The organism is Candidatus Zymogenaceae bacterium (assembly GCA_016931225.1).
Taxonomy (GTDB): Bacteria; Desulfobacterota; Zymogenia; order Zymogenales; family Zymogenaceae; genus JAFGFE01.
In genome coordinates this window covers 55,859-78,865 of record JAFGFE010000046.1, presented here as the reverse complement: position 1 = coordinate 78,865, position 23,007 = coordinate 55,859, and the positions used below count along the sequence as shown (strand labels likewise).

20 protein-coding genes are annotated in these 23,007 nt (G+C 57.7%); 10 read left to right on the top strand and 10 right to left on the bottom strand.

The window, feature by feature from the left end; all coding sequences use genetic code 11:
* Positions 1-211: 211 nt before the first annotated feature.
* Genes JW885_17100 through JW885_17075 form a run of 6 tightly spaced genes read left to right on the top strand, consistent with a single transcriptional unit; the run spans position 212 to position 5,932 of the window.
* Positions 212-889: a TetR/AcrR family transcriptional regulator gene (locus JW885_17100; GenBank protein ID MBN1883884.1), complete on the top strand. Its 678-nt coding sequence runs from the start codon at positions 212-214 to the stop codon at positions 887-889.
* Positions 890-927: 38 nt separating this feature from the next.
* Entirely contained in the window at positions 928-1,725 is a 798-nt protein-coding gene (locus JW885_17095) for an efflux RND transporter periplasmic adaptor subunit (protein MBN1883883.1), read from the top strand.
* A 31-nt stretch (positions 1,726-1,756) separates the two neighbouring features.
* Positions 1,757-2,668 carry an ABC transporter ATP-binding protein gene (locus tag JW885_17090; GenBank protein ID MBN1883882.1) on the top strand — a complete coding sequence of 304 codons (912 nt, stop codon included), beginning with the start codon at positions 1,757-1,759 and terminating at the stop codon, positions 2,666-2,668.
* 19 nt (positions 2,669-2,687) lie between these two features.
* Positions 2,688-3,821: an ABC transporter permease gene (locus JW885_17085; GenBank protein MBN1883881.1), complete on the top strand. Its 1,134-nt coding sequence runs from the start codon at positions 2,688-2,690 to the stop codon at positions 3,819-3,821.
* Positions 3,818-4,975: an ABC transporter permease gene (locus JW885_17080; protein ID MBN1883880.1), complete on the top strand. Its 1,158-nt coding sequence runs from the start codon at positions 3,818-3,820 to the stop codon at positions 4,973-4,975. The genes JW885_17085 and JW885_17080 overlap by 4 nt, the downstream gene beginning before the upstream one ends.
* Positions 4,976-4,984: 9 nt before the next feature.
* Positions 4,985-5,932 (top strand): ABC transporter ATP-binding protein, encoded by a 948-nt coding sequence (locus JW885_17075; protein ID MBN1883879.1) that lies wholly within the window; start codon positions 4,985-4,987, stop codon positions 5,930-5,932.
* A 105-nt stretch (positions 5,933-6,037) separates the two neighbouring features.
* Here the strand turns inward: JW885_17075 and JW885_17070 are convergent, their stop codons facing one another.
* The 10 genes from JW885_17070 to JW885_17025 form a co-directional block, all read right to left on the bottom strand.
* The gene (locus JW885_17070; protein MBN1883878.1) at positions 6,038-7,132 is read right to left on the bottom strand and encodes a pyridoxal-phosphate dependent enzyme; all 1,095 of its coding nucleotides are present in this window, start codon (positions 7,130-7,132) and stop codon (positions 6,038-6,040) included.
* Positions 7,129-7,551: a hypothetical protein gene (locus tag JW885_17065; GenBank protein ID MBN1883877.1), complete on the bottom strand. Its 423-nt coding sequence runs from the start codon at positions 7,549-7,551 to the stop codon at positions 7,129-7,131. Before JW885_17065 ends, JW885_17070 begins: the two co-directional genes overlap by 4 nt.
* A 23-nt stretch (positions 7,552-7,574) precedes the next feature.
* On the bottom strand, positions 7,575-8,786 hold the full coding sequence (locus JW885_17060) for an aminopeptidase P family protein (GenBank protein ID MBN1883876.1): 1,212 nt from the start codon (positions 8,784-8,786) through the stop codon (positions 7,575-7,577).
* On the bottom strand, positions 8,783-9,526 hold the full coding sequence (locus tag JW885_17055) for an rRNA pseudouridine synthase (GenBank protein ID MBN1883875.1): 744 nt from the start codon (positions 9,524-9,526) through the stop codon (positions 8,783-8,785). The genes JW885_17060 and JW885_17055 overlap by 4 nt, the downstream gene beginning before the upstream one ends.
* Positions 9,504-10,073 (bottom strand): SMC-Scp complex subunit ScpB, encoded by a 570-nt coding sequence (scpB, locus tag JW885_17050; protein MBN1883874.1) that lies wholly within the window; start codon positions 10,071-10,073, stop codon positions 9,504-9,506. Before scpB ends, JW885_17055 begins: the two co-directional genes overlap by 23 nt.
* Before the next feature lie 28 nt (positions 10,074-10,101).
* Complete coding sequence (locus tag JW885_17045; protein ID MBN1883873.1) at positions 10,102-10,851, bottom strand: segregation/condensation protein A; 750 nt, start codon at positions 10,849-10,851, stop codon at positions 10,102-10,104.
* Between the two features lie 2 nt (positions 10,852-10,853).
* Positions 10,854-11,561: a site-2 protease family protein gene (locus JW885_17040; GenBank protein MBN1883872.1), complete on the bottom strand. Its 708-nt coding sequence runs from the start codon at positions 11,559-11,561 to the stop codon at positions 10,854-10,856.
* Positions 11,562-11,741: 180 nt separating this feature from the next.
* A complete protein-coding gene (locus JW885_17035; protein MBN1883871.1) occupies positions 11,742-14,417 on the bottom strand; it encodes a CBS domain-containing protein in 2,676 nt (891 codons plus the stop codon).
* Positions 14,418-14,439: 22 nt separating this feature from the next.
* Positions 14,440-16,119, bottom strand: coding sequence for a transporter substrate-binding domain-containing protein (locus tag JW885_17030; protein MBN1883870.1), 1,680 nt, complete (start codon positions 16,117-16,119; stop codon positions 14,440-14,442).
* 188 nt (positions 16,120-16,307) lie between these two features.
* A complete protein-coding gene (locus JW885_17025; protein MBN1883869.1) occupies positions 16,308-17,471 on the bottom strand; it encodes a radical SAM protein in 1,164 nt (387 codons plus the stop codon).
* A 543-nt stretch (positions 17,472-18,014) separates the two neighbouring features.
* Here JW885_17025 and JW885_17020 point away from each other — a divergent pair.
* The 4 genes from JW885_17020 to JW885_17005 are packed head-to-tail and all read left to right on the top strand — an operon-like array spanning position 18,015 to position 23,007.
* Positions 18,015-18,956 (top strand): ABC transporter ATP-binding protein, encoded by a 942-nt coding sequence (locus JW885_17020; GenBank protein ID MBN1883868.1) that lies wholly within the window; start codon positions 18,015-18,017, stop codon positions 18,954-18,956.
* A gap of 3 nt (positions 18,957-18,959) precedes the next feature.
* The gene (locus JW885_17015) at positions 18,960-19,733 is read left to right on the top strand and encodes an ABC transporter permease subunit (GenBank protein ID MBN1883867.1); all 774 of its coding nucleotides are present in this window, start codon (positions 18,960-18,962) and stop codon (positions 19,731-19,733) included.
* Complete coding sequence (locus tag JW885_17010; GenBank protein ID MBN1883866.1) at positions 19,733-21,235, top strand: GldG family protein; 1,503 nt, start codon at positions 19,733-19,735, stop codon at positions 21,233-21,235. The genes JW885_17015 and JW885_17010 overlap by 1 nt, the downstream gene beginning before the upstream one ends.
* Positions 21,208-23,007 (top strand): DUF4340 domain-containing protein, encoded by a 1,800-nt coding sequence (locus JW885_17005; GenBank protein ID MBN1883865.1) that lies wholly within the window; start codon positions 21,208-21,210, stop codon positions 23,005-23,007. The genes JW885_17010 and JW885_17005 overlap by 28 nt, the downstream gene beginning before the upstream one ends.

Genomic DNA, 23,007 nt, shown 5'->3' with positions numbered 1-23,007 from the left:
GGTGGAGCTGTTGGACACGGAGCTTGCCCTGACGCAGGCGAAGCTCAATTACATCAACGCGCTTTTCAACTTCGAAGAGGCCCACGCACGGCTCCTCTCCATACTCGGAACCGACACGATGGAGATGGAGACAGAATAGAAAACGGGATGGAGCACGGAGGACGAATGACGGAGAGCGGATTGTTGAATTGAGATATAACGGAATGAAACGATGACCTTTCCAAAGGACACACCGAACGCATCCCTGGACCTGGAGCGGGACATGGAGCGATACGGCGAGACCGAGCGGCGCATCCTCATGGCGTCGGTGAAGATCTTTTCCGAGAAGGGATTCGACGGGTCCCGCACCGACGAGATAGCGAAGCTCGCCGGGGTCAACAAGGCGATGATCCATTACTATTTCGAGTCGAAAGAGCGCCTGTATGTGACCCTTATATCCTTAGTATTCAAGCGTCTCTCCCTCATCCTGCGGGAGTATTTCGAGGATATCTCCCCGGAGACGGTCGAGGAGGACATCTCGCATTTCGTCGACAGGTACTTCGAATTCCTCCGGGCGAACACGAAGTTTTTCAAGATGCTCCTGTGGGAGCTGGCCAGGGGGGGGGAGCAGATAGGCAAGGTGATGAAGGAGATTATCGGGGAGCAGTTCGTCGCGTTGCAGTCACAGCTTAAAGAAGCGATGCAGAAAGGATACATCCGCACCCTCGACCCCCGGCACATGATGTTGAGCATCATTGCGACGGTGCTCTTCTATTTCATCTCCCGCCCGATTATCACACACCTGTGGGGAGAGGATCCCCTCAGCGATGAGAATATCGCCCTCAGAAAGCGGGAGGTGAAAAAAATCATACTCCGGGGGATTCTCCCGGATGGGACGGACCCGCAATAGAAAACAGGACACGAAACCACATACATGAGGAAATCGTTATGGCGGATAAGAAGAAGATTGTCATCCCCATCGTGCTTTTGGCCGCGGCCGTCGGCGTGACGATCGTTGTATTGGTCGGAAATCACGATGACGACGGCGCCGTCAGGGCTTCCGGGACCATCGAGGCCACCGAGGTGGACATCAGCTCGAGGCTTTCCGGGGTGATTGTCGATATCCCCGTGGATGAGGGCGACCGGGTGGCGGAAGGTGATCTGCTTGCAACCATCAGGGCGGCGGAGCTGGAGGCGAGCCGCATCGGCGCCCAGGCCCTTTTTGACGAGGCGGAAACGAATCTTTCCCGCATCCGGAATCTCTACGCCGCCGGGGGGGTGTCCCGGATGGACCTCGATTCCGCCGAGTCGGCCTACCTCCAGGCGAAGTCTGCCCTTTCGACCATCGACGCCTCCCTGGTCGACAGCACGCTGTACGCACCCATCGACGGTGTGGTGCTGACGAAGAACATGGAAGAGGGCGAGACAGCCTTCCCCGGCGTGGCTCTGGTGACCATCGCCGACCTGACCCGGGTCTGGATAGACATCTACGTCCCCGAGCCGATGATGGGGCGCGTTTCCCTGGGGGACGAGGCACGTATTACCGTGGACTCCCACCCCGGAAGACACTTCCCCGGCGTGGTGACGAACATCGCGGACGAGCCGGAGTTCACCCCGAAGAATATCCAGACCGAGGACGAGCGCACGAAGCTGGTGTTCGCCGTGACCATCGAGCTTGACAATCCGGACCTGGCGCTGAAGCCGGGGATGCCCGCCGACGCCGAAATCATCCTTTCGGACATATAAAAAAACGGGATTCGATTCGGAACCTTTGATGATGACAGAATACGCCATTAAAACCAAAGGACTTTCCAGGACCTTCGGCGGGGTCAGGGCCGTTGACGGCCTGGACCTCGGGGTCAGGTACGGGGAGATATTCGGCTTGATCGGCCCGGACGGCGCGGGAAAGACCACCACGATGCGGATGCTCGCGGGAGTGATGGCGGTGGATGGCGGCGACGCACAGGTATTGGGGCACGACGTGGTCAATGAGCCCGAATCGGTCAAGACCGATATCGCCTATATGTCCCAACGCTTCGGCCTCTATGAGGATTTGACGGTCCGGGAGAACATCGACTTCTACGCCGAGTTGTATCTCGTCGACGCGGCGGAGAAAAAAGAGCGGTTCGATCGGCTGATGGAGTTCTCCCGGCTTTCGCCCTTTACCGGGAGACTTGCGGGGAACCTCTCCGGCGGGATGAAGCAGAAGCTGGGCCTGGCCTGCGCCCTCATCCATACCCCGAAGCTGCTTCTCTTGGACGAGCCGACAAACGGCGTGGACCCGGTCTCCCGTAGGGAATTCTGGAAGATACTCTACGAGCTGCTCAGGGAGGGGGTGACGATTTTCGTCTCCACCCCGTACATGGACGAGGCGGATCGATGCCATCGGGTGGGGGTTATGGATAAGGGGAGGCTCCTGATAGCCGACACGCCCATGGGCATTCGGGAGAGAATCAGGATCTCGGTCATCGAGATATTCTGCGACGAGGGCAGGCGCGCGCAAAAGGCCCTCGAAAGGGTCCGGGGGGTGAAGGGGGTGGTCTTTTTCGGAGACAAGCTCCACGTATCAGTGGGTGAGGGGGTGGACGAAGGTACGATGCGGGGGACGCTCGAAGAACACGGCATCGCCTTTCGAAGCGTCCGGTCGATCATCCCGTCCCTTGAAGACATTTTTTTCGAGTTGTCATAGGATATCATAGGCGGCGATGATTTCTTTCCGACGTATACGAGCGGTGGCACGAAAGGAGGGGCTTCAGATCCTCAGGGATACACGGAGCCTGCTGTTGGCCCTGGGGATCCCGATGCTGATGCTCTTTCTGTTCGGATGGGCGCTGAAGCTGGACGTCAGCGATGTGACGACCATTGTGTTCGACCAGGATAGAAGCGCGATGAGCCGGGCGTTTATCGAGCGGTTCGACGCCGTGGAGTACTTCAACATCACGGATTTTGTCGATACCTACGATGAGGTGGAGAGGAGCCTCGACCGGGGGGACGCCCGGGCGGCCGTCGTCATTCCCGAGGGGTTCAGTGAAGACATCAAGGCGGGGCGGGACGTCCAGATCCAACTCATCGCCGACGGCACCGACGCGCTCACCGCCCAGGTCTTCATTGGATACGCGTCTGTCATCGTCTCCGATTTCTCCCGGGGAATCGTGACCGAATCCGTCTCCCGCTCGGGCATTGTGGATACTAATCTGCCGGTGAACGTCTCGGTACGGGTCTGGTATAACCCGGAGCTGGAGAGCAAGAACTTCATCATCCCGGGGCTGATCGCCGTGATCATGATGGTCATCGCGGGGCTTCTGACCTCCCTGACCGTGGCCCGGGAGTGGGAACGGGGCACGATGGAGCAGCTTATCTCCACGCCCATTACGGCGCCGGAGCTGGTCATCGGAAAGCTCATCTCCTACGTCGAGCTGGGGTTCATCGATTTCGTGCTGTCGGTGTTTGTGGGGACCCTCATTTTCGGGGTGCCGCTGAAGGGGAGCGTCATCCTGCTTCTGGTGCTGTCGGTGATATTCATGATCGGGGCCATGTCTCTGGGCATGTTCATCTCGATTATGACAAAACGGCAGGTCATGGCGAGCCAGATGGCGATCCTGGCGACCTTCCTCCCCTCGTTTCTCCTCTCGGGCTTCGTTTTTCCCATCGCCACCATGCCGCTCGTGTTGCAGGGTATCACGTTTTTGGTGTCGGCCCGATACTTCGTGACCATCCTCAAGGGGATATTCCTCAAGGGGGTGGGGCTTGAGGTGCTGTGGATGGAGGGACTGTTGTTGTGCGTGTTCACAGCGCTGATGCTGGTTCTGTCCATGGCCCGCTTCAAAAAGGAACTGACATGAACTCTTTCTTCGAGCGGATCAAATACATCCTCAGAAAGGAGTTCATCCAGATCTTCCGGGACAGGAGGATGCGGGCGATCATCTTCATACCGCCCATCATCCAGCTCGTTGTGTTCGGATACGCCGCCAATACAGACGTCCGTCATGTCTCCACGGCGGTGTACGACGGGGACAAAACCCATGTCAGCCGGGAGTTCGTCGAGCGGTTCGATGCCACCGACTATTTCGATGTCGCCTGCTATCTGACGTCGCCGGACGAGGCGGACGCCCTGATGGATTCGGGGAAGGTGAGCTGCGTGATTTTCATTGAGAGCGGGTTCGCGCAACACATCGCCTCCGGAGACACCTCTGAGGTGCTCATCGTCATCGACGGCACCGATTCCAGCATCGCGTCGGTGGTGCTCGGGTATGTCAATCGCATCGTGGCGGACTATTCCACCTCCATTCTGATACGGAATGTTGAGAGATACCGGGGCGTGCTCGATGAGGATACGCCACCGATTATCTATTCGAACCTGGAGATGACCGAACGGGTTTGGTACAACGAGGAACTCAAAAGCAGGAACTTCTTCATCCCGGGCATCCTGGGATTGTTGCTCTCCCTAATCGGGGTGATGCTCACCTCAATGGCCATCGTCAAGGAGCGGGAGATCGGCACCATGGAGCAACTCATCGTCACGCCGATTCGATCCATCGAGCTGATCATCGGAAAGCTGCTGCCGTTTGTCCTCATCGGATATATTGATGTGGTTCTGATCACCGCCATAGCCGTCCTCTGGTTCCAGGTGCCGTTTGACGGGAGCTTTTTGTTTCTCTTCTTCGCCACGGCGTTCTTTCTGTTACCGACCCTGGGTGTGGGGCTGTTCATCTCCACAATCTCCCGGACCCAGCAGGAGGCGATGATGAGTACATTTCTCTATTTCAACCCGGCGTTATTGCTCTCCGGGTTCGTCTTCCCCATCGAGTCGATGCCGGGGATGATCCGGGCGCTCACGGTCATCAATCCGGTCCGATACATGATGTCGGTGCTCCGGGGGGTGTTCCTGAAAGGGACAGGAATGGCCGAGCTGTGGCCGGATCTTGCGGCGTTGTTTCTCCTAGGAGTGCTGACGGTGGGCCTCAGCTCCATTCGCTTCACCAAGCGCGCCAAGTAGGAGGCGGTAATGGAATACGCGGCGGTGGTGAAAAACCTGACCCGGACCTTCGGCGATTTTACGGCCGTGGATCGGGTAAGCTTTCGGGTTCAAACCGGGGAGATCTTCGGATTTCTGGGTCCCAACGGCGCCGGCAAGTCCACCACCATCAGAATGCTCAACGGCATTCTCATGCCCACCTCCGGCGACGCCCGGATCCTCGGGTTTGATGTCTACACCCAGGTGGAGGAGATCAAGGCGAACATCGGGTATATGTCCCAGAGGTTTTCCCTCTATGACGACCTGACGGTGATGGAGAACATCGAGTTCTACGGCGGCATTTATCGGGTGCCCAAGGAGATTCGAAAAAAGCGATACCGCTGGGCGCTTCAGATGGCGGGACTGAGTGATAAAAAGGATTCCCTGACAGGAACCCTGCCGATTGGCTGGAAGCAGCGGCTGGCCCTGGGGTGCGCGGTGCTCCACGAGCCGAGGCTGTTGTTCCTGGACGAGCCGACCAGCGGGGTGGACCCGGCCTCCCGACGGGACTTCTGGGAGCTAATCGGCTCCATGGCGGAGAACGGGACGACGGTCTTCGTCACCACCCACTACATGGACGAGGCGGAGCACTGCGATCGGCTGGGGCTGATCTACAAGGGGAGGCTCATCACCATCGGCACGCCGGAGGAGCTGAAGAAGAGCTCCATGCCCGGCACGGTCCTGGAGGTGAGAAGCGATCGGGTGCTGGAGGTCATGGAGACGGTGGAGGGGATTCCCGGGGTGCTGGAGGCGGCGGTATTCGGCAGGAACATGCACGTGGTGGTGGACGACCCCGTGCGGGTGACTTCCTCCATCAAAAAGGTCTGCGCCGATCGGGACATCGATATAACGGGCATCGAGGCCATCGATCCGTCCCTGGAGGATGTCTTTGTCTCCCTCATCTATAAGGAAGACATGACAAACGGCGTGGAGGACTGACGGCGCCGTTTTTTCATCATATCCGGCAGCGTCTCTTCCCGCGATTGTTTTTTATGTCACCGGTTTTTGTTTCAACGACCGGGACGTCCCGTATCTTCATTTCCTTCAAGTGGTGCCCCCACTCGTATCGACACCGAGATGCGTGTGGAAACACTCCGGCGCCTCGCACGGATCCGGGAGGGCGTCGGTGATCGTGGAGATATCCACGGTGTTGAGGGTGTGCCAGAAGAGGTATCGTTTGTTTCGGTCTTTGTGGGCCCGATCCAAAAGGGCCGCCATCGTCTTTCCGGTATAGGTCACATCGAGGGTGATGCCCTCGAGTCTCTCGAGAAGTTCGATGGCCTGGAGACACTCCGGCGTGGACTCGGCATAAGCGGGCCCCATGTAGTCCAGCATCTCGATATCCGAGGAACGAACCCGCCCGACAGCGGGGTCCGCGCCCAACCGCTTCATGAAGCGTCTGGTGCGGTTTATCTCCCAGGCGATGATCGGCCGGTTGACGAAGGATTTCTCGATGACCCGGACCCCCACGATCCTTCCGATATCCGGGAAAATCAGCGATCCCAGGATCAGACCCGCCGCGGTGCCGCCGGTTCCCACGGTTACGAAGATCTCATCAAAAGCGGGGGCTTCCTTCCCGTCGATTTGGCGCTTCAGCTCCAGGGACGCGTCCACATATGAGAGGACGGAGATCGGCTTCGATCCCACAAGCGGTATCAGATACGGCTTTTTCCCGGACGCAAGCTTCTTCAGGTAGAACCACAAGAGCTTCAACACCTGGGAGGCGTCTGACGCGGCCAGGTGCTGATCGACGCCCAGGGACGTGGAGATGAGAAAATTCCTTCGGACGTAGGCATGGTAGGGCTGGGTGCCGTACACCGCGGTGATGTCGGTGTATCCCTCATGTGCGCCGAAGATGACCGACGAGACCACCTGGTTTGATCCCAGAGCGCCCCATGAGATGAGCGACTCTCTCCCCTTCTCCTTGGCGTCGGGGATGATGAATTCCATCATCCGGCACTTGTTGCCGCCGTAGATACAGGACGCGGCATCATCGCGCTTGATCCAGATCTCCGCGCCCACATAGTCACTCAGTTTCTCCAGCCGTTCCACCCGGCTCGGATACTCGCCGAGTGACGTAAAGGGAATTCGCCCTTTCAGAGCGGGGAAGTGTGAAAAGATCCAAGGCCGCTCGCTCATGATGTATACTCCTCTGTCTCTCTCAGGAATTCGGACGCCTGTTTTTTAGCTTCCATCTCCAGCGGATTATTGTCGTATCCTCGGGTAACGGTGAAGAAGAGATATTTCACCGCCATCCTGATTACTCCCAGGCGGCGCCACTGCAGTACGTGGTAGCACTCCTCGGCCACGACCCGGGGGCTGCCCAGGACGAACTCCGCCCCCCTTCGGACATTGACGGTCTCGCCGAACACGATGGCGACGTAGGGGAAGGGGACGACATGGGGAAGGATGCCCCCCCGTCGGAACGTGACGGAGGAAAAATCCTCGCCGAAGTAGCATCCGATCTTCTCCAACAATTCCGGGAAGGAGTCGGCGGTGATATCCTCTCCCCACACCCATTCGATAAACCGCTTGTATACCATAGAGATCGTCTTCATGTTTCGCAATCGCCGTCGGGTGCTTAGTCCACAATCACCGGCTCCTCGGGGAAATCGGTGAGCTTTTCGGGACCGTCGGGGCCGATGACGTAGGTGTTCTCAAGGCCCACGACGCCGTGATCTTCGAGGAAGAATTTCGGCTCCAGAGCGACGATCTGTCCCTCCCGGAAGGTATCGTTCGTTCCCTCGATGATCACCGGCAGCTCGTCAACCTCCAGCCCCACGCCGTGTCCCACAAAGCTCACCCCCCTCCCGGGAGGTCCCATGAAGCGCATCCCCAGGCCGGAGGCATCCGCCGCGTGCCGTGCGGCTTCGGCGCCGGCGGAAACCGATCCTCCCGGGTGCATGTAAGGGAGTACCGCCTCCTGGGCGGAGACGGCCGCATCCAGCGCCCGGGAGGCGCCGTTGGGGAACGCCCCTTTGCAATACATCCGGGCGGCGTCGGAGATGTATCCCCCCACATTACTGACCATATCCACCATCACCGGCTCGTGTATGCCGATCACCCTGGTTCCGCCCCCCTGGGGGAAGGAGGGATAGAGCCCCGCCCCCGCCACCGGGCCGTCCAGGTAGTTTGGATTATCCCCGGATGCGCCGGACGACACCACGCCGTAAAACAGCTCCTGGTTGAATCCCCTCATGCGGATGAGGCCCTGGTGTCCCAGCTCCCGGTAGCGGGCCTCGATCCTGAGCATGATGTCTATCTCCCGAATGTCGGGGGTGAAAAATTTGAACGCCTCGGCGAACACCCGGCGCTGCATGGCGGCGGCGCGGGCGGTCAGCTCAATTTCAAAGGGGGACTTGACCGATCGGACGTCGCGAATGAGGGGAGATGCGTCGCTGATGTCGGCGTTCGGAAACATCTTTTTCACCGAGAGGTATTGTTTCGCCGGCAGGACGTCCATCTCAAGGCCGATGTGCGTGTCATCGCCGATGCCCATATCGGAGAGGATTCGGGGGAGGCTTCTCATGCCGTCCATCTCACGAATGTTGGGGAGGGTCGATTCGTCCTTCGCCCTCTGAATGTCTCTGATGACAAAGAGGGTGCTCTCGGAGGGACTTTCCACCGTCAGGACGAAGACGCCCTTCTGGATGGTACCGGTGAAATAGAAGAGGTCGGTGTTCTGAAAGATGAGAACGACGTCGATGTCTCGATCCCGGGCCTTTTTTGCGAGATGCTCCGCGCGGGCCGTCAGCTCGACCCGTGGGGTGATGAATGGGGAGGATGTGTTCATGAGCGTTTTGTAGGAGCGGATGAGATGAATTCGAGAAAGCGCTTTCTCTCTTCCGAGGTGAATTTTTGAATCTCCCCCGGCGCCAACCCTTCGAGCTGGATGGGGCCGATGGAGACGCGCCTGAGCTTGAGTACCCGTTTGTTGAAGACGGAAAACATCTTCTTTATCTGCCGGTTTCTCCCCTCTCTGATGGTGACCTCGTACCAGCTGTTGCCGGGGCGCTTTTCGAGGAGCCGAATTTTCGCGGGCAGTGTCTTTTTTCTGTCTATCGTCACGCCGCCGGCGAAGCGTTCGATTTCCCGGGGCGTCAGCGAGCCGCTGATCTTCACCTGGTAGGTCTTGGGCAGTTTCGACGAGGGATGCATCAGGGCGTTCGCGGTGTCCCCGTCGTTGGTGAGGATCATCAACCCGTCCGCGTCGTAGTCAAGACGGCCGGCGGGAAAGACCCGGACCGACAAATCGGAGGTGTACTCATCGATGGAGGGCCGTCCCTCGGGATCGGACATGGTTGATACGACCCCCTTCGGTTTGTAGAAGCGGTAGTAGTGCTTCTTTTTTAACGCGAGGACCTGCTCGCCGTCCACGTGCACGACGTCGGCTGCGGGGTCTATGATCATCCCCGGCTCGGTGGCGACCTCGCCGTTGATCAAGACCCTCCCCTGGGAGATCAGCTCTTCCGCCCCCCGCACCGACGTGAGCCCGGAGCGGGAAATAAATTTATTCAGTCTGAGTGTCTTCATCGCCGAATAGCAGGCTTGTTTGTTGTTCGATTTCACCTTCGTCGAAAAGCTCGTTCATCTCCTTGAGGTTCGGTAGGGATGAAAGGTCTTTCAGGCCGAAGGTCTCCAGAAATTCCTTGGTCGTGCCGTATATGAGGGGCTTGCCGGGGAGGTCCTGCTTGCCCATAATTTTCAAAAGCTTTCGATCCAAAAGCAGCTTGAGCACGCCGCCGGAGTCCACCCCCCTGAGGCGCTCGATGTCCTGGCGGGTGACCGGCTGGCGGTAGGCGACGATGGCCAGGGTCTCCATGGCGGCACGGGACAGCCGCTTCGGCCTGATCTCCAGAAGCGCTCTGACGTACTGGGAAAATTCCGAACGGGTGCGAAACTGGTATCCGCCGGCCACCTGGGCGATGTATATGCCGCCGCTGTTTTTTTCGTGGATGTCGGACAGATCCTTCAGGGCTTCACGGACGTCCTTCGGTTTCGCCGCCGGGAGGATTTTTTTGATATCGTCCTCCCTGATCGGTTTCTCCGACGCAAAGATAAGGGCCTCTATGACGCCCATTAATCGTTCCTTTTCCACCGAAACGCTCCTACGAGTCCTCTCTCCAGTATATTCGGATCACACCGAATGTGTCGGCCTGATAGATACGCACACGCATGTTGCGTATCAGCTCCAAAAGCGCCAGGAAGGTCAGCACCACCATGCCGCGGTCCGCCCCCCTGGGGAACAGGTCGTGAAAGACCACCTCCCGCTTCGCCGCGATAATGCGCTCCATATCATCGATGTGCTCCTGGAGGGACATCTCATCGACGATGATTTCGTGAAGCGAATCCTTCGGCGCCTCCATGAGTATCTTTCTGAAGGCCATGACCAGCTCGTATATCGAGAGGTCCTCCAGGACTTCCTCTCCTGAATCACGCTCCGCCTCGGCGCCCCGTAAGAAAACGTCCCGCATCAGGATGTCGAAGGTGCTGAGGGTCTGGGCTGCGTCCTTGAAACGCTGATATTCCAACAGACGCATGGCCAGCTCCATCCGGGGATCATCCCCCTCGTCCCCTTCGCCGTCTTCCGGCTCCGGAACGGGAAGCAGCATTCTGGATTTGATGTGCGCCAGGGTCGCCGCCATGACCAGGTATTCTCCGGCGATGTCAAGATTCAGCACCCGCATCAGCTCTAGGTGTTCCATGTACTGCTCGGTAATCCGGGCGATGGGGATATCGAAGATGTCGTACTCGTTTTTTTTGACCAGGTACAGAAGCAGGTCGAGGGGACCCTCGAAGATATCGAGCTTGACGGTGTATCGGTCTATGCCGAAGGGATGTTCCGAGTTTCTATCCATCGTTACCCGGTGGTAAACAGGGCGCCCAGCACGGTCATCAGGTCTCCTCCCAACAGAAAGAGGGATACCATATTAATTCCAAGGCCGAGCATACCCCGAAAGATGCCGATGGGATCTAAAAAAAGAATCCCGATTACGATAAAAATGCCGAAGGGCTCTATTTTAGCGTATGATCGGGCGGCGTCGTCCGGCAAGAGCCCCGTGACGATGCGCCCTCCGTCCAGGGGAGGTACCGGAATCAGGTTGAACAGCGCCAGCACCACGGAAAGAAGCACCAGGTAGAACAGGATATGGAGCGCCGTTGCGATCATCGAGGCGCCCAGGCCGTATGAAGCCGAGGAATCCACCAGGGGAAGAAAGAGGTTCGGGTCTATGAGGTAGACGAATCTCAGCACGATCGCCGCGACGAGGGCCAAGAGCAGGTTCGTCAGGGGGCCGGCCGCCGCCACCAGCACCATCCCGCGCTTGGGATTTTTGAGGCGGTGGAAATTGACCGGCACCGGCCTGGCGTAGCCGAAGACAAAGCCCGCGTGTAACAACACCAGTGCCAGGGGAATGATGATGGTCCCCACCGGATCGATATGCGGAATCGGATTGAGGGTGAGTCTCCCCATATCCCTGGCGGTGGTGTCTCCCAGCTTCAGGGCCGCGTACCCGTGGGCCACTTCGTGAAGAATCACCGCCAGCATGATGGGGATGATCCACAGCATGGCTTCTCGTATGAGTATCAGGGTCTGCAGGGCGTACCTCCGGCGAATAGACGTTTTTGAGAGAGTGTGAAACGGCAAAAAAGGGCGCGACCCTCAACCGGTGTCCGACGCCCTCCATCGAAGGATCGATGTGTAAACGTACCGTAATTGGTCATTATAACCACATCATTCGGGCATAAGTCAAGGGGAAACTATTCGGTGCGTGTGTGGCGCTTCCTCGAGATAGGTGTCCCGGATGTATTTCAACTCCGATTCCCGGTCGTGTACCTGGCCGTCAAGCCGTTTCATCAGCAGGTCCTCAAGCATCTCCCCTATTTTGCTTCCCGGCTCAAAGCCCATCCCCAAGAGGTCTTTTCCCCCCAGCCGGATGGTCACCATGCGAAGCCGGGAGATGAAGGAGGAGAGATGTTGCTTGGTGTCCTTTTTCGTGGTGACGGCCATCATGAACAGGAGCGCCTCGAGGCGCAGATGGATGAGCTTGGAGTATATCTCGCTGGGCTTCGGCGATTTCATGGAGGCGAGGGTATAGAGTGATTCCTTGACCTCGTTCAGCTCATGTATGATGGCCGTGTGCTCCCGCCCGGGCACCTCCAGCCGGACCAGGATTTCGTGTCGCGCCTTGTTTGAGAGTTGATAGATCAGGGCGTAGAGGTACAGGCGGCGAATCCGGTAGCGCTCCTCCAGGAACAAAAGATCGTACCATGATACCACATCGTCGATGTTTTGAAAGAGCTTCTCCATCTCCTTGTCGGCGTGAAGGGAAGGGTGAATGACGGCGAGCAGCCCGAAGAAATCGAGTCTCTGGATGATGCGGAATGGATACTCCTCCTCGAAAATCAGCATCAGCTCCGAATACAGCCGCTTTCCCGCCAGGCGATCGAATACGTCGATCTTGACCGCGTTCTTGATGAGCTTTACGGTCTGCTTTCCGATCTGAAAGTTAAAGCGCTGCTCGAAGCGGACGGCCCGGAAGATGCGGGTCGGGTCTTCAACGAAGGAGAGGTTCTGGATGACCCGGATGACCTTGTCCTTCAGGTCCCTGATGGCCCCGAAGAAATCGATGAGGGTGCCGAATCCCCTTGGTGTGATCTTAATCGCCAGGGTATTGATGGTGAAATCCCTGCGGTAGAGATCGAGTTTGAGGGTCGATCCCTCTATGATGGGCAGCGCACCCGGGTACTCGTAGTATTCGGTGCGGGCGGTGGCCACGTCCACCTTGAACCCGTCCGGGTAGATGACGACCGCGGTGCCGAATTTCTTGTGCACCCGGACCTTGACGTCGTATATTTTTTCCAGGTGCCGGGCGAAGGCGATGCCGTCTCCCTCGACGACGACGTCCACGTCGAAATTATCCCGGCGGAGCCACAGGTCCCGGACGAACCCCCCCACGGCATATGCGTTGAATCCGAGCTCGTCGGCGGCGGCGCCCATGTCCCGGAGAATCGTCATAATGCGGCGACTCAGGCGTTCCTCCATCAGCTTTACAACAGACTTGGTGCGGGTAAACGCGTTTCCGGTAATGAAGGCGTCCTCCGGCCCGTCGTCGACGGTATCTCTCGGGGCGGCGCCGTAGTACAGGGCCCGCAGGAGATCCGTCCTGGTGATGGCCCCCATCAGGACACCGTTCTCCACCACCGGCAGAAACCGCTGGTTCCTATCGATGATCATCCGCTGTACGTTCCGGAGCGTGGCATCGGGCGTTACCGTTCCCACATCGGTGTTCATGAACTCCCGCACCAATTGTGCGTCCATCTTGTGAAACACCCCCCGCTCGACGATCTGGCGGGAGATGGTGCCGATGAGTTTGTTTTTCTCATCGACGACGGCCAGCACGTTCACATTGTAGCGGGAGAGGATATCGCCCGCTTCCTTGAGGGTGACATCCTCCTCGACGGACTTGACCGGGAACGACATGATGTCCTGGGCGGAGCGGATCGGCCTGATGACCTCGTCGAGCACGTCCATCAGCTTTTCCTGGGCCTCGAACAGGGTCATGCCCGTAATGCTTGCCGACGCGGCGGTGGCGTGCCCGCCGCCTCCGAAGGCCAGGGCGACTTCGCCGGCGTCCACCTCGTCGATGCGACTCCTGGCCACCAGGTAGGTCCGGTCCCCCAGAAGCGCCAGGACGAAGAGGGCGTCCAGGTTTTCCATGTCGATGATTTTGTGAACCAGCACCGCAACGTCGCCCACGTAGGTCTCGTTGGTGACGGTGATGACCGTCACGTCGATGCCGTTGACGTTGTGAATCTCGCGGTTCTGGATCATCTCCCCCAAAAGCTCCACCTGTTCCACGGTCAGCTCTTTGGTCAGCATATCCGAGACGACGTTGAGATTCGCCCCCGCCTCCAGGAGGTAGGCCGCCGCCCGAAAGTCCCGGGTGGTGGTGGAGGCGAAGGTGAGGGAGCCGGTGTCTTCATAGATGCCCAGCATCATGATGGTGGCTTCGTCCGGGGTGATGGAAATACCCTGTTCCTTGAATATCTCGGTGAAGATGGTGACGGTGGCCCCCACATCGGCGATATGCTCGATGTCGCCGCGAATATCCCCATCGGTGAGGGGGTGGTGGTCGTATACGTGGATTTCCAGGTTTTCTGTGCCCAGGAGCTTCTTGAACGGACCGATGCGGTTCGGATCCCTGATGTCTACGAGGATCAGCCGCGAGACCCGCCCGAAATCCACATCCTTGATTCTGGCGAAATCAAAGGCGTAAAAGGTGGACTGGACGAAGAAATCCCGAAGACCCCGTTCCTGGGAGCCGGAAAAGGCCACCATGGCGTCGGGGTAGAGTTTTTTCGCCGCCAACATCGACGCCATGGCGTCGAAATCGGCGTTGGTATGGGTGGTGATAACCTCCATCGATCCCTTTGGGGGTATGTCGTTACCTGAACCAGTGTTCTCTGATTTTTTCCAGCGTCCCGTCGGCCTCCATGTTTTCCAGCACCCGCTCAATCTCCGCCAGGAACGCTTCGTCACCCGGCTTGGGCATGGCCACACCATACGGGCTGATGAATACCGGTGTGTCGATGGTCTTGAGGTCTTCTTTTTTCAGTGGTTTTTCAGAAAGGCTGAAACGGGCGGATTCCCGGTCCGCGACCACCGCGTCCACATCCCCCCTGGCCAGGGCGAAGAGGGCGAGTTCCGTGGTGGAGAAATTTTCCACGAATATGCTTGGAATGCGGTGGACGTACGCCTCCTCAATACTGCCCGCCCGGACGGCCACGGTCTTGCCTAACAGCTCGGACATGGTGGAGGGGGACAGGTCGTCGTCCGGAACAATCAGGACGGATTCCGTGATGCCCCAGGGCGCCGAAATGAGGTAGGACTTGGTCCGCTCCTCATCCAGCATTATCATCGGCTCTATGTCGGAGCGGCTTGTTTCCAGTCCCGATTCGATACGCGCCTCGGTGAAGGATTTGAAAATCACCTCCCTGCCCATCCGGCTTCCGATCTCCTCCATCACGTCGATGAGATATCCGGTGGAGTTCCCCTTATCGTCGAGAAATTCATAGGGGGGGTGATTGATGCGATGGGTGACGACGATCGTGTTGCCTCGTCGCTCATCAAGATAATCGGGCACATCGATTTTACCGCCGGCCAAAAGGCGAGCCCGATCTTTGATTTTCGCCGCCTCGGACGCGGTTACGGAGCTTCCCGGGTCCGCGATGTCAAGGCCGCCGTTTTCAAATCCCATCGTGTATATGCCGCCGGAAAAGGTTCCGTGAATGATGTCCTCAATGAGCATCTTCACCGGCACGTCGTAGCGGTATATCACAGAGGACGATACGGTATTGGGGGCAAGGGACTCCATGTCATGATCGACGCCGATAGCGCAGACGTCCATCCGTTCGGCGCCGTAGATCGTCCCCACGGCCCCGGAGCCTGCGGCGGCGAACAGCACGTCGGCCCCGGAGCCCGCAATGCGAAGGCTCGCCGCTTTGATCTTCTCCTGGTCATAGAGACCCGTGGCGTCGCCCTGCTCTCCAACGTACTCCACCGCGACATCAACCGATGGATCGGCGTCCGCCACACCTGCGACGAATCCCCGCTCTGTCCGAAGGATGGATTCGAAGGGGGCGCCGCCCACAAAACCGACGCTCTTGGTATCGGTGATGGTGCCCGCGATGAATCCCGCCATGTAGCCCACCTCATTTTCCTCGAAGATAACCGAGGCCAGGTTCATCAACGGCGCGCCTTCCGCCCCGAGGATGATAAACGAGATGTCGGGATTGGAACGGGCCGCTTCGCTGACGGCTCCGTTGAGTCCACCCTCGTCCGATGTGATGATCACATCCACGTCCACATTGAGCAGATCGTAGAGGGCCTGATCGGTGAAGAGGTCCATGCGGGGGGTGCGGATGACGGTCACCCCGGTCTCTTTTTCCAGGTCTGTCAGGGCGCTGTCGATAATATCGTTGTATCCGTTATCTCCCAGTCCCTGGCACTCCATGATCCAGCCGATGGTGATCGATGCGGCGGGACCGTCCTCTGCGTGAGCGATCGATCCGAAAAGGAGCAGGGCACATGCCAGGATCATTGCTGTGATGGTACGACGTTTCATATGTCCTCCGAAAGGTGTTTTCCCTCGTTTTCGGTTACGACGGCTCCCCTTTCCCGCTCGATTCGGTCGTGTCGGCACGCGGAAAAATGGTAACCTCCGAAAAACATCGGGTGTTTTTCTGTCTGTGTTATAAAAGAAGTATCTACAATCTCTGATTGCCTGTATATGGGTATTGTGTCCGAAACAGATTAAATGTATCCATTCATCAGGCCCCGTACGGCGGTATCGATATCGACGTCGTCGGATTCCGAAAGCCGCCGCTTGACCCGCAGGGCCCGCTCCCTGTTTTCAACCGCGTCCAGGTCCCCCGTCCGGCGGAGGAAGCCGGCCCGCCTCCCGATGCGAAAGAGGAGTCGGTCGTCGTCATCCATGCCCAGGTAGCGGTCGATAATTCCCAGTATCGCCTCCGTATCGCCCGGCAGTTGTCCCTCCACCTCCTCCAGTAGGTTCAGAATGTGATCGCTGGCGATGTAGCTTTCGATGCCTTCGAGTCCCTCGATGATCCGCCTGATCTCGGAGACGACCTCGTCGTCGGTGAGGAGCTCGAAATCGCCGGAGAGCACATCTTCATAAATCGGCATGATCCGGTGGGCGTGAAAGGACCTGATGCGGATGAAGTGGGGGTTGACGGCCGAAAGGCAAAGCGCCGTCTCCCGGGCGTGTTCCGTGGTCAGCCTTTTTCCCCCGAGTCCCGGCATGATGTACTCGGACAGCTCAAGCCCCGCCTCCACCACCTTTCTTCCCCCTTCAATCTGCTGTTTCTGAGTGGCGCCCTTTCTCACCAGTTTCAGCACTTCGTCGGAGCCGCTTTCCAGACCGATGTGCACCCGGGTCAATCCGGCGTTTCGCATGTCTTGAAGCTCGTCCAGCGACAATTTGGCGGCGGTGGCGGCCCGGGCGTAGGTGGTGATCCGCTCGATGTGGGGGAAGGCTTTCTTCACGTGTTCAAGCACCCGGATGATGTCCGCCGGCTTCATTACCAGACTGTTGGCGTCCTGCAGGAAGGCGTGTGCGCCTCCATGATAGAGCCAGTATGCGATATACTTGACCTGTTCTGAATTACCCAGGGCGCCGGAGAAGACTTTTTCCGCCACCCGGCGGTTCACCTCGCCGCCGAAGCCCAGTTTCCACGACAAAGATCTCACGGCGTCGGCCATCCGGGCCATGACGTCGATGTCATCGATAATGTCATCGACCTCCCTGAGGGAAAAGCGTGTCCCCTTGTACACCGGGCAGAAGGTACACTTGTTCCAGGGGCAGTTTCTGTTCAGTCGTATAAGAAGGCTGGCGGCCTCGCTGGGGGGTCTGATGGGACCCTGCTCGAAGCCGACCCCTGTAGAAGTAATAACCATAATTTTTTTATTATAACAGATCGTTCAAATTGGTGTCAATGAATCGGGGGATGGAAAGACAAAGGGTCGACGAGCCGCTCGCCCCCGACGCCTTTGATATGTCGGCGACCGAAGGGTCCGGTGCTCCGGTACGGAAAACGCGTCTTTCGGGCATGTGTGGAGATGATGTGCATTCAGGTGAGGGGCGTGCGTTTCGAACAGTCGATCCCCGCCGGATTTCGGATAGAAATCTCTTGACTCGTTTTTCCTTTTTATATTATAATAATATGATATTATGTTTTTTTCTTGTGCGGTATCCCGCATTCAAAAGGGGCGAATAGAGATGTATACACCCATTCGTGCACCATTGCAAGGTGTTTTTTATATCATTATCAGTCCCCGATTTTCTTTTTCTCCACCCTGATTTTCTCATCAACGTCCGCCTGTTTCTTTTACCGTTTCACCCATACCGGATTTCATAGGTTCATCCCGGAGTCGCCCAGGGCTTCGGCGCCGGGCTGATATGAATTCACACGCAGCGTATTGAGGGAGCATTCTATGGATATGATAGAGGTACACAATCTCACGAAAAATTACGGACCGGTGGCGGCCCTGAAGGATGTTTCGTTCACCGTGAAAAAGGGGGAGGTGCTCGGTTTTCTGGGCCCCAACGGCGCCGGCAAGACCACCACCATGTCCATTCTCACCTGCCTGTTTCCCCCCACCGGAGGAAGTGCGCGAGTCGCAGGCTACGACGTGCTTGAGGATCCGATCAAGGTCAAGGAGCATATCGGGTACATGCCCGAGAACATATCGCTCTATTCAGACATGATCGTGTTGTCCTATCTCTCTTTCGTCGCAGAGCTCAAGGGAGTGCCCTCAAAAAGGATTGCGGCTGATGTCGACAAGGCCATCGCCTCAACGGAGCTCGAAAACGTCGCGCATCGGGGCATCGGGAAGCTCTCCCGGGGATACCTCCAGCGGGTGGGTATCGCCCAGGCCCTCATGGGCGATCCCCCGGTGCTCATCCTGGACGAACCGACCATCGGCCTTGACCCGATGCAGATCATCGCCATCAGGAACCTGATCGAATCCCTGGCGGGCGAGCGCACGGTCATCCTCTGCAGCCATATCCTCCCGGAGGTCAGCCAGGTCTGTGAGCGGTTGATTATCATCAACAGGGGAGAGCTGGTGGCGGTGGACACCCCCGGAAATCTCCAGAAGAGACTGATAACAACAGACAGGCTGAAGGCCGTGGTTTCGGGTCCCAAAAACAAGGTGGAAAAAGCCATCTCACGGATCACCGGAGTGAAAGGGGTGACCGCCGGCGAGGATTCACCCGTCGGGACGGTCTATCACGTCATGCTGGAACGCCAGGCGGAAATTCGGGCGGAGATCGCCCGGGCGGTGGTGGGGGGCGGCTTCGACCTGATTGAACTCAAAAACGAGGATGTGACGCTAGAGGAGATTTTCATCAACCTGGTCACGGAAGAGAGGGAGGTATAGCGGATGCGAAACATCTGGGCCATATATAAAAAAGAGATGCGGTCCTACTTCATTTCTTCGATCGCATACGTGATCCTGTTCATTTTCAGTCTCATCAGCGGGTATTTCTTCTTCGCCATTACCGCCACGTACAGCAAAATGAGCTTTGATTACGGCCAGATGCCCTATTACCAGGGTCTTTTGAACATCGAGGAGTTCGTGGTCAGGCCGCTGTTTTCAAACCTGGGGGTGGTGATGCTCTTTTTGATTCCGATGCTCACCATGCGGCTGGTAGCCGAGGAAAAGGGCTCCGGCACCCTGAAGCTTCTGATCTCCTATCCGGTCAGAGACATCGACGTGCTCTTCGCCAAGTATCTGGCGGCCCTCTCCATGCTTGTCGCCATGTTACTGCTCACCTTCCCGGTGCCGTTGTTCCTGTTCCTCTACGGCAATCCGGAGCTGGGGCCCCTGCTCTCCAATTACCTGGGGCTCTTCCTGTTGGGCGGCGCGTTTATTGCTCTGGGTATATTCGCCTCGTCGATTACCGAGCGGCAGGTCGTCGCATCGGTGCTCACCTTCGGCGCGCTGATACTGTTCTGGGTGATCAACTGGGCCCAGGAGCTGACGGAGCTGAACCTGGGGATCATCCTTGAGGATCTCTCCATCTTCACCCATTTTGAGAATTTCACCAAGGGCATTATCATCACCCACGACGTGGTGTATTATGTTCTCTTCACGGTCTTCTTCCTGTTCTTGGCCTATACGGCCCTGCAGTCCCGCAGCTGGAGGAGCAACTAATGAACGATACGAAAAAAACAGTGGGAGAAACCATAAAAGGCTTTTTCGGCGCCGTCGGCGGTGTCTTTAAACGCATCGGATGGAAGTCGATTACCCGGGGACAGCTCTACGGCGCAACCAGCATCGCCTCTGTGGTGGTCGTTCTGGGGATAATCGTGGTTATCATGGTGTTTTCATACAACCACAACACGCAGTTCGACCTGACTCACGACAAGCGCTATACCCTCTCGCCCCAGACCGAAAAAATCCTCGCAGACCTGCAAGATGACCTCGAAGCGGTGGTATTTACTCCCACCAGCGAGCCGGAGTACCGCCAGGCGATCTCCGATTACCTGGATCGATACAAGTATGCGTCAGGCGGATCCTTCCATTACCGCTTCGTGGATCCGGACCTGAATCCGGGGGAAGTGGAGAAATACAAGGTGGCCGAATACAATACCGTGGTTTTTATCTACGGGGACAACCAGGAGCGGGCGGTTATTGACGAGTTCGACCTGTTTGATAAGGGGGAACAGACCTTGACCAACGCCATCCTCAAGGTCGTCAACGCCGAAACGAAATCAGTATACTTCCTCATCAACCACGGGGAGAAATCTCTGGAAAATGATCTGGGTAACGCAAAAATCATGCTGGAAAGCCAGAACTACAATGTGGCCGATCTGGATCTGCTGAATACGCCCGAAATCCCGGAGGACGCGGCGGTTCTGATTATTGCCGGCCCCCGGACCGATCTTTTCCCGGTGGAGTTGGAATCGATCGAGGCATATCTGAATCGAGGCGGCGCACTCCTGGCAATGATCGAGCCGGGATCACTTTCCAATTACGAGGCGTATCTCACCGGCTTCGGCCTGAACATTGGAAACGACCTGATTATCGATACGTCGCTTCGGGCGTTCGGCGGGGATTATTTTGTACCGATGATCAGCAGGTATGTGAACCATCCCATAACCGTCATGCTTGTCGAGAGCTTCCTCAGTTATGCACGATCGGTGATGATAGACGACGAAGTGGACAGCGACTGGGTGCTGACGGAGCTTGCCATGACCGGCGAGCAGGCCTGGGCGGAGACGAACCTGACCTCCGACAAGGCTGAATACAACGAGGGCGCGGATATCCCCGGACCGGTGCCGGTGGCGGTTATCGGGTATCGGAATGTCGGAGGGGACGAATCAGAGGAAGTCGATGATACGGCGGACGGTTCGGACGAGTCGGAAGAATCCATGGCGCCGGAGGCGCGGTTCGCGGTTTTCGGTGATTCGGATTTCATCGTCGATGGACTCATTACGAAGGGTGGCAACATCGACCTCTTCGTGAACACCGTCAACTGGCTAGCCGAGCAGGACGACCTGGTGGCCATCACGCCCAAGTCCAAGACTTCTACTCCCCTGTCTCTCTCCGGCCGGCAGGTAGTACTGATGCTTCTCGTATCGTTGATTTTAATACCCCTCGCGGTGCTCGTGTCGGGAGTCGTCGTGTGGCTGGTGAGGAGGTGGAGAACATGAAGCCGAAAACGCTTCTCATCCTGGTCGTTTCCTTTCTCGTGGTGATTGGCGTATACCTGGGGCTGGAAAAGCTGTACCTCCCGAAGACCGAGGAAAAAAAGGCGAAGGAGGAGAAGGTATTCCCGATCAACGAGGAGGACGTCACCGACATCGAGCTTGTGTCTCCCGATGGTACGATCGTCCTGAAAAAAGGTGACGGCGCATGGGAGATGACCACACCTGTACGAACGGCCGCGGACAACGGCGAGGTGGCGTCCCTCATCTCCTTCGCCCTGGACGCGAAACTACAGCGGGACTTCGGCGATCCCGCCGAGGCGGGCATGGATCCGACCGAGTTCGGCCTGGATGAGCCGGTGCTGACGGTGACGCTCTTTGCCGGGGACGACGCCTCACGGCTTCTCATCGGTGATGAGACCCCGGAAGGCGAAAAGCTCTATGTGTTGGTCGAACACGACGACGGCGAAACGCTGGGCATCATCGATTCCCTGGTGCTGGCGGACCTCAACAGGGACCCACGGGCCCTCAGGGAGAAGAACATCACCCCGTTTTACACGGACGACGTCAAGCGGTTTTCGGTCACGAGGAAAGGCAAAACCGTCACCTCCGAGCGGGTGAGCGGCGATGACTGGATTATCACCGAGCCGGTGGAATTCACCGCCGACCCGACCGAAATATACGACGTTCTGGATTACGTGACCGAGGCCGAGGCGATCAACTTCTTCGATGACGAGGCGGAGGACCTCGCCCCCTACGGCCTTGATAATCCGGTGATCACCCTGGTTCTCACCGACAATGAGGGCGCCTCATCCACCCTGGTGATCGGCGATGAGGGCGAAGACGGCGACTACTACGCCCTCTGGGAGGGGATGCCCTGGGTTTTTACCGTCGGCAATGCGGTGAAGAACAAGCTGACACTGACCGAAGAATCGTTGATGGAGCGAATCCTCCTCGATTACACCGTGGCAGATGTGACCGACTTTACCCTCGAGACCGAACATGATTCCTTCATCGTCTCCCGAACCGAGGACGGCTGGGAGATCGAGGAGCCGGAGAAGCTCAAGGGAGATAAAACCGCCGTCGACGATCTGCTCTTCGAATTCAAGAATTTGCGGTTCGACGAGGTGGTGGAGAAGCCGACGGCCGATGCCGGACGATACGGGATGGATGATCCCCGACTGTCCCTTCACGTCGTCTACGAGGAAGAAGAGGGCGGGGAAAAAGAGGCGAGCCTCATCTTCGGAGACGAAATGAGCGGCGGTGTGTACGTTCGTGTGATACGGGAGGATACGGATTTCGTGGCGTTTGTAACCCTGGACGATCCGGGCGTATTCTCCCCGACGCTTTTCGACCTCAAGGACAAGTCCCTCCTCACATTCGAGCCGGATGACGTGGAGCGGGTGGTTATCGACTGGGAGGGGGACACTTACGAGATCGAGAAGAATAAAAGGAAATGGACGATGATCTCGCCAGAGGAAGCGGATGTCTCCGACGAGACGATGACGTATCTTCTTTTGGGCGTATCGGACCTGGCCTATTACGATGTCATGTACGATACCACGGAGAACCTGGAACCCTTCGGGCTGGACGAGCCGGTGATTTCGATCTCGCTGTTCGGTGCCGAAGGTATGGAACTGGGCGGGATTTTATTGGGAGAAAAGGACGAGGAATACGGGCACTACCCCGCCGTATCCTCCGATCTGCCGATGGTATATGCGGTGGAGTCGGACCTGGTGGAGGATGTGCACTTTGATATGTTGGATTTGCAGGAATAA

Bases quoted from the DNA above. Each gene is read 5' to 3' on its own strand.
- JW885_17100 (MBN1883884.1), top strand. From the start codon at position 212: ATGACCTTTCCAAAGGACACACCGAACGCATCCCTGGACCTGGAGCGG.
- JW885_17095 (MBN1883883.1), top strand. From the start codon at position 928: ATGGCGGATAAGAAGAAGATTGTCATCCCCATCGTGCTTTTGGCCGCG.
- JW885_17090 (MBN1883882.1), top strand. From the start codon at position 1,757: ATGACAGAATACGCCATTAAAACCAAAGGACTTTCCAGGACCTTCGGC.
- JW885_17080 (MBN1883880.1), top strand. From the start codon at position 3,818: ATGAACTCTTTCTTCGAGCGGATCAAATACATCCTCAGAAAGGAGTTC.
- JW885_17075 (MBN1883879.1), top strand. From the start codon at position 4,985: ATGGAATACGCGGCGGTGGTGAAAAACCTGACCCGGACCTTCGGCGAT.
- JW885_17070 (MBN1883878.1), bottom strand. From the start codon at position 7,132: ATGAGCGAGCGGCCTTGGATCTTTTCACACTTCCCCGCTCTGAAAGGG.
- JW885_17065 (MBN1883877.1), bottom strand. From the start codon at position 7,551: ATGAAGACGATCTCTATGGTATACAAGCGGTTTATCGAATGGGTGTGG.
- JW885_17060 (MBN1883876.1), bottom strand. From the start codon at position 8,786: ATGAACACATCCTCCCCATTCATCACCCCACGGGTCGAGCTGACGGCC.
- JW885_17055 (MBN1883875.1), bottom strand. From the start codon at position 9,526: ATGAAGACACTCAGACTGAATAAATTTATTTCCCGCTCCGGGCTCACG.
- scpB (MBN1883874.1), bottom strand. From the start codon at position 10,073: ATGGGCGTCATAGAGGCCCTTATCTTTGCGTCGGAGAAACCGATCAGG.
- JW885_17045 (MBN1883873.1), bottom strand. From the start codon at position 10,851: ATGGATAGAAACTCGGAACATCCCTTCGGCATAGACCGATACACCGTC.
- JW885_17040 (MBN1883872.1), bottom strand. From the start codon at position 11,561: ATGCTGTGGATCATCCCCATCATGCTGGCGGTGATTCTTCACGAAGTG.
- JW885_17035 (MBN1883871.1), bottom strand. From the start codon at position 14,417: ATGGAGGTTATCACCACCCATACCAACGCCGATTTCGACGCCATGGCG.
- JW885_17030 (MBN1883870.1), bottom strand. From the start codon at position 16,119: ATGAAACGTCGTACCATCACAGCAATGATCCTGGCATGTGCCCTGCTC.
- JW885_17025 (MBN1883869.1), bottom strand. From the start codon at position 17,471: ATGGTTATTACTTCTACAGGGGTCGGCTTCGAGCAGGGTCCCATCAGA.
- JW885_17020 (MBN1883868.1), top strand. From the start codon at position 18,015: ATGATAGAGGTACACAATCTCACGAAAAATTACGGACCGGTGGCGGCC.
- JW885_17015 (MBN1883867.1), top strand. From the start codon at position 18,960: ATGCGAAACATCTGGGCCATATATAAAAAAGAGATGCGGTCCTACTTC.
- JW885_17010 (MBN1883866.1), top strand. From the start codon at position 19,733: ATGAACGATACGAAAAAAACAGTGGGAGAAACCATAAAAGGCTTTTTC.